The sequence below is a fragment of the Stenotrophomonas sp. YJH_SMC_120 genome, from assembly GCF_059368675.1.
In genome coordinates this window covers 17,587-29,360 of the sequence record NZ_JCAFRY010000010.1, presented here as the reverse complement: position 1 = coordinate 29,360, position 11,774 = coordinate 17,587, and the positions used below count along the sequence as shown (strand labels likewise).

At 67.2% G+C, this 11,774-nt stretch carries 4 protein-coding genes; 2 read left to right on the top strand and 2 right to left on the bottom strand.

Features of this window, described 5'->3' with window-relative positions:
• Positions 1-84: 84 nt before the first annotated feature.
• Together AC5P60_RS13100 and AC5P60_RS13095 are read left to right on the top strand one after the other, a co-directional pair.
• Positions 85-1,248 (top strand): two-component system sensor histidine kinase NtrB, encoded by a 1,164-nt coding sequence (locus AC5P60_RS13100; protein WP_483692757.1) that lies wholly within the window; start codon positions 85-87, stop codon positions 1,246-1,248.
• The gene (locus AC5P60_RS13095) at positions 1,238-1,597 is read left to right on the top strand and encodes a response regulator (protein ID WP_322534977.1); all 360 of its coding nucleotides are present in this window, start codon (positions 1,238-1,240) and stop codon (positions 1,595-1,597) included. The genes AC5P60_RS13100 and AC5P60_RS13095 overlap by 11 nt, the downstream gene beginning before the upstream one ends.
• 66 nt (positions 1,598-1,663) lie before the next feature.
• Here the strand turns inward: AC5P60_RS13095 and AC5P60_RS13090 are convergent, their stop codons facing one another.
• Both AC5P60_RS13090 and AC5P60_RS13085 read right to left on the bottom strand, forming a co-directional pair.
• A complete protein-coding gene (locus AC5P60_RS13090; protein WP_495201754.1) occupies positions 1,664-5,353 on the bottom strand; it encodes a TonB-dependent receptor in 3,690 nt (1,229 codons plus the stop codon).
• The gene (locus AC5P60_RS13085) at positions 5,350-11,433 is read right to left on the bottom strand and encodes a CshA/CshB family fibrillar adhesin-related protein (RefSeq protein ID WP_483692759.1); all 6,084 of its coding nucleotides are present in this window, start codon (positions 11,431-11,433) and stop codon (positions 5,350-5,352) included. The genes AC5P60_RS13090 and AC5P60_RS13085 overlap by 4 nt, the downstream gene beginning before the upstream one ends.
• Positions 11,434-11,774 lie beyond the last annotated feature (341 nt).

The following is an 11,774-nucleotide window of genomic DNA, read 5'->3' as shown; positions in this document are numbered from 1 at the left end:
AATGGCACGTGTCAGGTGTGCACGCATCCTTCACACTTGAGTGCCTAGCTTCACGTCCCTCCCTGGGGTAATGCTCATTTCCACGTGGACGCAGCCGCTTCTACGACGTCCGTGCTGACGGACCCTTCCCGACAACTGCGACTGCTGATCGACAGCGTGCGCGACCATGCGCTGTACCTGCTTGATCCTGAAGGCATCGTGTGCAGCTGGAACCCGGGCGCCGAACGTATCAAGGGCTATTCAGCCGATGAAGTGGTGGGAACGCACTTCAGCCGCTTCTACCTGGCCGCCGACCGCGAGGCCGGCGAACCCCAGCGCCTGCTTCGCGTCGCAGCACAGCAGGGGCATGTCGCCAGTGAGGGCTGGCGGGTTCGCCGCGATGGCTCGTCGTTCCGCGCCAGCGTGGTCATCGAGCCGGTGGTGGAAGCCGGCGACCTGCTCGGCTTCGTCAAGATCACCCGTGACATCACCGAGCAGTGGCAAGCGCAGCGGCTGCTGCGCGATGCCCAGCGTGCGCTGCGCAACACCCAGCAGTTCGAGACCGTTGGCCGTCTCAGCCGTGGCCTGTCGCATGAGTTCAACAACCTGCTGACCACCATCGGCAACGCCCTGGACCTGCTGTCGCTGCGTGTCAGCAGTGACGATGCACGCGCAGCCGAGCTGCTGGATGCCGCGCAGGCAGCCACCGACCGCGGCGCGCTGCTGACCCGCCAGCTGCTGGCCTTCAGCACCGGCCAGACCCTGATCCGGGAATCGGTGGACATCAATGCACTGGTACGGCAGTGGCTACCGGACCTGCAACGCGCCTGCCCGCCCACGGTGGTATTGGAAGCCCATCTCACCCCGGGCCTGCCGCAGGTGAGCACCGATGCGATGCAGCTCCAGACCGCCCTGGCGAACCTGGTGGCCAATGCCGTGGAGGCCACCGCCGATGGCGGCCGCATCCTGGTCGGCACCGCGCTGGAGCATCGCCTCGACCCGGACGCGGACTCCACGCTGCAACGTGGCTATGTCACCCTCAGCGTCTGCGATGAAGGCCACGGGATGGCGGCCGACATCGCCGAACGGGCCACCGAGCCCTTCTTCACCACCAAGGACATCGGCAAAGGCAGCGGCCTGGGCCTGAGCCAGGTGTTCGGATTCACTACCCAGAGCGGCGGCTTCGTCGACGTGTCCACCACGCCCGGTGTCGGCACCACGGTCAGCCTGCTGCTACCCGCAATGGAGGACCCTGCCGATGACCGATGACCCGATCCGCTTACTGATGGTGGAAGACCAGACCGATCTGCGTGAAATGATCGGCCTGGCCCTGCGCGACCTCGGCATCGATGTGGCCACGACCGCCGATGGCCACGAGGCGGCGGAACTGCTCAAGGGCGAAGCACGTTTCGACGTGGTGTTCAGCGACGTCAGCATGCCCAACGGCATGTCCGGCATCGAGCTGAGCGAGCATGTGGCTCGCGAACAGCCGCAGGCACGGATGATTCTGTCGTCCGGCTATGCCCTTTCGCAGCTGCCGCCGCTGCCCGAGCAGGTGGAGTTCCTGCCCAAGCCCTATCGCCTGCGCCAGCTGGTGCAGCTGCTCAGGCAGGAATGATCCTTCGCCGGGCATGGCCCGGCGTGTCCGTTCCTGTAGATCCGGGCCCATACCCGGCTGCGCTCCTCAATAGCGCCCCACCAGGTTCAGGTACCACCCGCGATGGGTGTAATCGAACCTGGTCAGGTCATCGCTGAAGTCGGTGAAGTTGTAGCCCACACCCACGCGGAAGTTGCGGCCGATATCGCGATCGACACCGGCCAGCCAACCCTGCCTGCTGCCGCCGTCGCGGACGTCCAGAACGCGGTACTCCAGCAGGCCGTGCCACTGGTAGTACAGGTCATAGCGCAGCTGTCCCGCAGCGAAGTTGGTGGCCGAGTCGAACCAGGGGCCGGTCCCACGTCCATAGCGCACCTCGCCTTCGCGCCGCGCCGCCTTGGCCGCCACCTCCCAGCGCTGGTCGATGCGGTAAACGCCTTCCAGCGACAGGATCTGCGTGCGCTGATCGTAGTCCACGCCGTTCACCTGGCCCATCGTCGACAGGTCGTACAGGTAGCTGTAGCGACCGAACAACGCCCAGCGGTCGTTGTCCCACGGCCGGTAGGCGAAGCCCAGGTTGCCTTCGATGAAGCGCGCGCCCGCCACCGGATTGATCGCATCGTCGGTGTCGGCATAGTTGAAACGCGCCGCGATGCGCCAGCTGTCGTTGAGGCGGTGGCTGAGGCGATTGGTGCTGACCCACTGCGTGCGCCGCTCGGCACCGGTATCGCGCCGCCATTCCAGCTTGCTCTGCCACTCGGTGCCCGGCGCGGTACGGCCGCCGGACAGGCTGACCGCCTTGCGATCCACCTGGCCACTGCTGGCATCAAGCTTGCCGTTGCTCAGCGTGAAGCCCGCGTTCCACCCCACTGCCGGATAGAAGTCCATGCCGAAGGTGTGTGCCAGACCAGACTCCTGCCCGGATTTCAGGAACTGGCTTTCATTGAACACATTGACCTGATCAGACAGACGCCAGCGCTGGCCCAGCGTCCAGCCATCCTGTGCGTTCGGGCTGAACAGCGGGTCGTACTCGCTGCGGTCGGTGGACTGGGTGAAGGCACCGTAGAAGCTGTGCTGCGGGGTCAACCGGTACTCGGCGTTGACCTGCGCGGCGGTGCCACGGTCGCCGTCCGAGACTTCCGCACCGAGGGTGGACAGGTTGGCGAAGGTCCAGGTGCCACCGGCCACCACCGCGTCGTTGTCGGCATAGCGGCCATGGTCGTCGTCGACGGTCAGCTGGCCACCACCGTACACGTCCAGCGATGTCCCGATGCGGTGCGTGTAGCGCGCCGCAGCCAGCACGCCGGCCACGTTGCCGCCGGCACCGCGGTCTTCCTGCACGCGACGCAGTTCAGCCGACAGGCGGTCGTTCTCGCCGATCCGCCATTCGGCGGTGGCCTGCGCCTGGATCAACGACGCATTGCCACGGCGGGCCTCGCTGTAGCGCGCATACAGGCTGAAGTCGTCAGCCACGTAGCCCAGCAGCTCGGCGCCCTGCTCGCGCACGCGCTGGCCGGTGTCGAAGCGGCCCACCGAGTAGCCGCCGTCCACCTGGCGCCACCAGGCACCGGCGCTCCAGTCGCGCTGCGTCCAGCCCAGCTCACGCAGGTTGATGCGCGCTTCCACGGCGGTCGCCTCGCCTTCGCGCGGCCCCTCCGGGTTGAGGCGGCTGAAGCTGAGGCCGCCGTTGTCCGAGAAGAACACTGGCGCACTGGTCGCTTCGCTGCGGCTGTGCTCAACCTTCAGGTAGGTGCCACGGCCGGCCTGCAGGGTCAGGTCCGCGCCCTTCAGCGAATAGTCCTGCCTGGAGCGCTGCTCGTCCACGTAGGTGGCGCCCACGGCAACGTGATCGCCGAACCAGTGCTTGCCGCGCACGCCTGCGGTGATGTCATCGCTGTCGAAGCCGGTCGGCACCCATTCGTAGTCCACGATCAGGCGCTGCTCATAGCCGTCCAGCGGCACATCGCGGCTGATCCGGCGCAGGTTCTCACGGCTGACCTGGGCCAGCGGCCGGGTCAGCAGGATGCGCCCCTGCAGGGCGTCGATCTCGTAGTCGGCACCGCGCACCATCGGCACGCGCTGCTCGACGCGGCCGGTGGTGCGGTCACGGATTTCCAGCACCACCTGGTCCGAACCACTGAGGATGCTGGCATGGCGCAGGTAGTACAGACTGCCGCCGGTACCGATGAACTCACTGTGGCCCGGCGCCGTTTCGGCCTGCGAACCGAACAGGCGCAGCTCGCTGCGCGCATCACCCCAGGCGTTGGCACCACGCGAACGCCACGATAGCGCAGCACCGTACAGCGAGCGCACGTACTGCGCGTACTCGGTCCCGGTCAGGCCGGTGTTGTAGTTGCCCCACAGTGCCTGGTTCTTATCCCAGTCCATGCGCAGGTAGAACCGGCCCATGCTGTCGACATCACGCTGGGTCAGCGAATCATCGCCATAGGTCGGGTAATACAGGTCAGGGTCGAGGCTGCGGAACAGGTCACGCGGATCGGCGTTGGTGAACCCCGTGAACAGCTGGTCCAGCGGGCGGTTCTGGGTATCGGCCTGTGCCGTCAGCAGGTAGCGGCCACGGGTCTTTGCCTTCAGGTAGAAGGCCAGGCGGCCATCGCTGAGCACGTCATCATTGCGCTCGCTGCGGGCGAGGTCCTGCCCTGCCCCACTGGCCTTGTTCTGGTACACGGTGATGTCGGCCAGGCCGACACCGAACAGGTACTGGCCGTTGACATCGACCTCCAGCGTGCGCGCGATCGGCGGCGCATCCGGTCGCTCCACGCGCACGTCGAACGCATGATGGCCGATCGGCATCAGGTACTCGGCGGCGAACTTGCGATCCTGGTCCAGCGGATAGCTGTCGCCATTGATCTTCAGCGACGCCCCCAGCGGCAGGTCGCGGCCACGCAGGCGCACCCGTGATCCATACACCGGGATGTTCTGCTGGCGCAGGCCATTGCCATCGAACACCTGCTGCAGCAGTGACAACGACGCGGCCTGGTTGGCGTCCACCGAGGTGCCGCGGCGGTCCTCCAGCGCGTCGCGCAACTGCTGGTTGCCGCGCTCGAATTCCGCCGGCGTCACCAGCTGCATCGATTGCGCGGTGGTTTCATCGACATTGCCTTCGGCATCGAAGGCGCGCAGCACGTAGACCAGGCGGTCGCCCCGGCGCAGCGGCGTCGAGGCCGGCAGTGCGCCATCCCACACGCCCTGGGCAACCGCGGCCACCGGCAGTTCGAACGTCGCCAGTGCTGCCACGCGATCCGTGTCGCTGCCGCGGTAGACGCTGACTTCCAGGCGCTGGATGAACGCGGTGTAGTTGCCGCGCACGTAGAACTCGACCGGGCGCACGATGCGGCCTTCGTCGAAGGCGACCATGCCCGGTGCGGAGACCGACAGTTCCGGCTGGCCCATCGCCGGGTCTTCGGTGGCCCAGATCGCGCCGCCTTCCGGCAGGCGGATCATGAACTCGCCGCGCACGGTGGCCTTGCCCGGCTCATCGATCGCCAGGCTGACCCGGCGGTCCGGCTGCAGGGCCAGTGAACTGGAACGCGTCGAGGTGCCCTCGGTCACCGGATCGTCATAGCTGCGCGAGCGCAGGCTGAACAACAGTTCGCCCTCGGCATTGCACTGGGTGCCGTCACAACCGATCGGCGCAGGCTCGGCGGCGGGCGGGTCGGCCTGGGCAATGCCGGCCAGGCCGAGCAGCAGGGCCTGATACAGCGCAGCGCGCGGCAGGCGGACCGCACGGCGGGCGACAGCGTGATGCGCGCTCATCGGCGTGCCTCCTGTTGGCGGGCGGCCGCACGGGTGGCGGCGCTCTCCTCGTTGCGAACGCGCAGGCGCTGCTGCACGACGGGGCTGAGCTGACTGCGCAGCGCCTCGAACACGGCGTTGGCACGGCGCAGGCCCAGCGCCTGGTTGTAGGCATGGCTGCCGCGCACATCGGTGTGGCCGACCAGGCTGACCTCGCCACCACCCAGCTTCTCCAGACGCGCGGCGATCGCGGCCAGCAGCGGCTTGAACTCGTCGCGTACGCTGGCCTTGTCGGTGTCGAACAGCACGTTGCCCAGCAGCGCGCCACCGGCATCCACACCGGCCAGCACCGAGTGGGGATCGCGCACATCGGTGCGCAGCTGCACGGTCAGGCCCGCACGCGCACTTTCCGCAACCTCGGCCTGCAGCGCGTCGCGCACCACCGCAGCGCGGGCGAAGGCCAGCGCCTGGCTTTCGCCGTTGGCAGCAATCACCACGTCGCCGCCCTGGTAGCGGTCCACCACTTCGGCCATCTTCTTCAGCACCGGGCGATAGCTGGCCTGCAGCTCGCTGCTGCCCGGTGCGAACAGCACCTCGGCCAGCGCGATCTCCATGCGCTCGGCGGCGGCCTGCGGCGACGGCGGCAGGCGCACGCCGAAGCTGAAGCGGGTCGGCACGCCCTGCGTCACCCGCCGCAGCAGCGGATTCTCGGTGGTCAGTTCAGCACCGGCCGGCACCGTCGCCGGGTCCAGCTTGATGATGAAGTTGCGGCCCAGGCGCGCGTCACCACCGTGCACGTCAGCCAGGTGGTAGCGCCCGAACGGATCGGTCTCGACCAGTAGGCCTTCCACCGTGGCCAGTCGCACACCGGGGATGCCCTGCTCCTGGATACCTTCGTTGCCGATCACGTAAGCCACTTCGTAGCCCTCGGCGACACGGGCGATCTCGCGGCGCACGCTCGGCTCGGCCGCGGTCAGGCCTTTGCCGGCGTCACCGCTGCGTTCCACGCGCGTGGCGCCCTGCGCGTCCATCCGCAGGCGGTGGCCCTGTGCGCTTTCCAGCACGAAGTCATCGCTGAAGGACAGTTCGCGCAGGCGCTGGCGCAGCACCACCTGGTGGGCCTCGGCGGTGTCGGACGTCGACGAACGGCCATGCACCACGCCGATCTGCACACCGTGCAGCAGCGGCGCGCTGGCATCGGCCAGCGGTTGCGGGCCGTCACCACGGTCCAGCGTGGTCGAGCCCGGCACGTAGGCCGCAGCAGCGAACCCGCCCTGCACGCGCACGCCACTCAGCTCGGCACTGTCCTGCCAACCGTCACCGTCGCGATCGTCAAACACGGTGCCGAATACCAGGCTGTCTTCCAGCAACGGATCGGCATCCATGGCCACCTCGGCGGTGGCGATGTTCGAGAGCGGACTGCCATCGTCAGCCGTGGCCACGGCCTGGTTGACGTGGTTGGCCGCGCGCACGCCGGCCCCCACCCGCAACAGATAGGTGATGGTGGCGCTGCGGCCAACCACAATGTCCACCGCACCGATGCGCAGTGGCACCTGGCTGCTGGCCAGCGAGAAGGCACCATCGTCGTCGGCGACACGCATCGAGCCATCGACGTAGCTGAAGCCCGGCGGCGGCGTGTCGACCACCACGCCATCGCGCCAGTGGCTGCTGCCTACGTTCTCGACCACCAGTTGGTAGCGCACCAGGTCGCCCACTTTCACCCGGCGCGGGCTGGCGGTCTTGGTGATGCGCAGCGCAAAGTCGGACACCACCTTGTGGCGCGTCTCGCAGGTCGTGCAGTCCGGCGGCGGCGAACCGTCCGGATACTGGCCGCGCAGACGGTTCAGCACCTCGGTGCGGGCCTCCTGGTTGACCACGGCCTCGTAGACGAACTCGTGGCGACCGATCGAGGTACCCGTCGGCACCGTGCAGACGATGTCCGGCCCCTGCTGGACGCATCCGGCCGGCAGGCCCTCGATGCTCAAGCCGGCATCGGGCGTATCCACCAGCTGCAACGGACGACGCAGCGCAGCGCGCTCGACCGTGACCACCAGCGTGTAGCGCAGGCGGTCGCCCGGTCGCACTTCGGTGCCACTGGCAGGTCCGGACTGCTTCTCCAGCACCACCCGCGGTTCGGCCAAAGCGTGCTCGGTGCTGCAGTCGCCGCTGCAGGTGGGCGTGTCACCACCGGTGCCGAGCACAGCATTGCGCACGCTGCCACTGGCCTGGGCATTGACCAGCGCGCGGTAGCCCAGCGTATACGTGCCCGGCGCCGTGCCGGCCGGCAGCGTGCAGACCAGTGGATTGCTGGCACTGCACGAGAACGGCCCGGGCTGGGTGACCGACTGCAGGTCCAGGCCCGTGCCCAGGGTATCGGTCAGGGTCAGCGTATCGAGGGTCTGCGAGTTGGCGACCGTCACTTCCACGCTGTAGTCCACCGCATCGCCCACGGCAACCGGAGCAACGGTGCTCGACTGCTTGCGGTAGGTCACCACCGCCGACAGCACGGGGGTGGTCGTGCCACAGTTGCTGGTGCACGTGTTGATGCCAGTGCCACTGCCGAGCACTGCGTTGCTGACGCTGCCCTTGGCCTGCGCGTTCACCCGCGCGGTGTAGTCCACCGTGTAGGTGCCCGGCACCGTACCGGCCGGCAGCGTGCACACCAACGGATTGGCGGCATTGCAGGTGAAGCCCCGGCTGGCGGTCACCGCACCGAAGTCCAGGCCGGGGCCCATCGTGTCGGTCAGAGTGAACACCGCCGTGGTGCGCGAGTTGCTGACCACCGCGGTCAGTGTGTAGGCGATGCTGTCACCCACCTTCACCGGACCCGCCGCGGCCGAGGTCTTGCGATAGTCGATCGCACTGCCGGTCACCGGCGTGCTGGTACCGCAGTTGGCGGTACACGATGGGTTGTCGCCACCGCTGCCGAGCACGGCATTGGTGACCTGGGCGGTGGCCTGTGCGTTCACCATCGCCGTGTAGGTCAGGCTGTAGCTGCCAGGCACGGTTCCCGCCGGCAAGGTGCACACCAGCGGATTGGCAGCATTGCAGGTGTAGGCGCCCGCGCTGGTCACCGCGCCGAAGTCGAGGCCGGTGCCCAGCGTATCGGTCAGGGTCACCACATCGGTGGTGCGCGAGTTGGTCACTACCGTGGTCAGGGTGTAGGTCAGGCGATCGCCCACTGAAACCGGACCGGTGCTGTTCACCGACTTGGCGTAGCTCACGCCCGGTGTCGCCACCGGGGTGGTGGTGTCACAGTTCACGCTGCACGACGGGTTGTCGGTGCCGCTACCAAGCACGGCATTGCGCACGCTGCCGCTCGCCTGCGCATTGACGGTTGCGCCATAGGTAACACTGTAGGTACCCGGCACGGTGCCGGCGGGCAGCGTGCACACCAGCGGATTGGCGGCGTTGCAGGTGAAGATGCCTGCGCTGCTCACGCCAGCGAAATCGAGGCCATTGCCCAGCGTATCGGTCAAGGTGACCACGGCACTGGTGCGCGCACGCGTCACCGTTGCAGTCAGGGTGTAGTCGATGCGGTCACCCACCCGTACCGGGCCGCCGGTGGAGGCCTGCTTGGCATATACGACCTGCGCGGCAGCCATCGGCGTGGTGGTATCACACGCACCCACGCAGGAAGGCTTGTCGGTACCGCTGGGTACAACGGCGTTGCGCACCTGGCCGCTGGCCTGCGCGTTGACCACGCCGGTGTAGGAGAACGCATAGCTGCCCGGCACGGTGCCGGCCGGCAGCGTGCAGACCAGCGGATTGCCTGGCGTGCAACTGAAGCTGCCTGCGCTGGTGACGCTGCCGAAGTCCAGGCCGGTACCCAGCGTGTCGGTCAGCGTGGTCACCGCCGTGGTGCGCGCGTCGGCCACCAGCACCGTCACGGTGTAGGCAACACTGTCGCCGATGGCGACCGGACCGGCGGTGCCGCTGGCCTTGGATACCGAGATGCGTGGCGCTGCCACCGGCGTGGTGGTGGTGCAGTTGCTGCTGCAGGTGGGCGTGTCAGTACCCGTGCCGACCACGGTGTTGACCACCTGGCCACTGGCCTGCGCATTGACCGTGGCCGTGTAGCTCAGGCTGTAGGTGCCCGGCACCGTGCCTGCCGGCAGCGTGCACACCAGCGGGTTGGCCGCGTTGCAGGTAAATGCACCGGGGCTGCTGACGCTGGCGAAATCCAAGCCGGTGCCCAGGGTGTCGGTCAGGGTCAGCACAGCTCGGGTGTTGCCGTCGGCCACGGTGACATCCACCGTGTAGCTCACGGTCGCGCCTACCGCGACCGGGCCGGTGGTGTTCGAACGCTTGGCGTAGCCCACCCGCGTCACCGGCACGGTCACGTCGCTGCGCGTGCAGTGATCAACGTCGGTGCAGCTGCTGCCGGGTATCGGCGGATTGCCGTTGTTGAAGGGATCGTAGCCGCCGCCCACGCTGGCATGGTTGGTCAGCACGCCGGTCGCAGCCGCGGTGACCGTCACCGGCAACGTGAACGCCGAGCTGGAGCCGGGACTGCCGGCCGCGGCCAGCACCTGGCTGCTGGTGCAGGTGACGTCCTGGCCACTGGCCGTACAGCTCCAGCTGCCGCTCACATGGGCACCCGTCCAGTTCGGCACGATCCCGGCCGGCAGCTGGTCGCGCACGATGATCGCGCCCGCCGGCACATTCGGTGGATTGCCGGTGGGGACATCGCTGGTATTGCTCACCGTCAGCGTGTACTCGGTGCCGGCCTGTCCGTAGTTCCAAATGCCACCGGTGGCGTTGTTGCCCTTGACCACCTTCAGCGAGGGAGCCGTGATGGTGATGCGGTGGTCTTCCACCTCGCCGTCATCGGCCACGCCGGTCGGGTTCTGGATCTGCGCGGCGATGGTGGAGTAGCGCAGCCGCACGTAGCTCGTGCCGGCGCTGACCGCGCTGGGTACCGTCCAGCTCAGGTTCGCCTGGCCTCCGCTGCAGGCGGCGGTCGTGCTGCGTTCGTTGAGATCGAAGGTGCCATTACGGTTGAAGTCGATCCAGCCGGCAACGCTGCCATTGCCCACGCAGGCTACTGACTGGGTGATCAGCGTACCGGCCTGCATCACCGTCAACCGGTAGCTGGTTGGCCAGGCATCTTCTTCACGGCTCCCCACCTGCGGGAAGTTGTCATCGCCCAGTGCGTCCGCGCTGTAGCTGCTCTTCTGTTCGGTATCCGGGCCCAGGCTGCCGAGGAAATCAGTCAACGGTGGTGCCAGGCCACCCGGCGTATAACCGGCGGTATTGATGTTGAAGTTGCTGGCGCCCTGCGGAATGCCATCGGAACGGAACTGCAGATCGTCCACCACGTGCATGGCATCGCCGTAGCTCTGCGGTGCGTCACCGAAGTCGGCATACGGCACCAGCAGGCCGATGGCGATGGCGGTGGTGCCGCCGCCGCGCATCGAGAAGCCCATGTTCACCGCCAGGTTGCCCGGCGCGTGTGCGGCATTGTCGAAACTGAGGAAGGTAACGGCCGCCGTGTTGTCGTCGTTGCCGGGACCGAAGCGGATCACCTGGTTGGCGCCGCTGGTCGACTTGTTCACCAGATAGGGCGTGGCATTGGCCAGGTTCTTGCGAACCTCCACCACGTTCCAGGTGCCCTGCGCGCTGGCTTCGACGAACTCGCCGCTGTTGTTGATCGATTCGGCATCGGCCATCACCACGCCGCGCAAGCGGTAGGGCGCGCCCCCCAGGGTCGACGTGCAGGTGATGCTGAAACTGGAGGTGCCACCCGCACGTGCGATGCCGGCAATCAGCTGGTTGCTGGTGCCAGTGCCGCCGATGTTGTACAGATCGTCAAGACTGTCACCGCCGAAGTTGCCAGGCCGATAGCTGCGCAGCACACCGGTCTCGGCGGTGTTCAGGCGGCAGTCCACGCGCAGGTTCACTCCCGCCGCCACAGGCATATCGATGGACGACGTCGCGCCGTCGTTGAGCGCGACGTTGTTCACGCCATTGGCACCGCCGCCCCAGGTCAACCACAGCACGGTGTTGCGATACGGGCTGCTACCGCCGGTGGCATAGGCCGCAGCCCAGGCCAGCGAAGGTGCCAGCATTGCCAGCAACAGCAACAGGCCGGCCGCCATCCAGCGGCCGGGGTGCAGGTACCGCAGGTTTTTTCCGGGATGAACGCATCCACCGCCCGCGCGAATGCGCGACGTCGTCGACTGCCACATGTTGATTTCCCCCGCTCAGCCCTCAGACGGGCCGAAGTTCAATGGGTGACCTGGGACGAAATCCCGGCACCGGCGACGCACGCAACTACGTGTTCTGCCGACTCCGTGGCACCTGCCTTCGTCCCTGCACCCGGATGGTTGGGTACATACATCTGTGACCAAGTTAACACATTTCGCACAAATGTGTGATCACCATTACATTCATATTTGCAAAGTCTGTCGTCAATCGCCTGGCTACAGTTGTAGCAACA

What these genes read in the sequence shown, in the direction of transcription:
- AC5P60_RS13095 (WP_322534977.1), top strand. Translation starts at nt 1,238, where the DNA reads ATGACCGATGACCCGATCCGCTTACTGATGGTGGAAGACCAGACCGAT.
- AC5P60_RS13090 (WP_495201754.1), bottom strand. Translation starts at nt 5,353, where the DNA reads ATGAGCGCGCATCACGCTGTCGCCCGCCGTGCGGTCCGCCTGCCGCGC.
- AC5P60_RS13085 (WP_483692759.1), bottom strand. Translation starts at nt 11,433, where the DNA reads ATGGCGGCCGGCCTGTTGCTGTTGCTGGCAATGCTGGCACCTTCGCTG.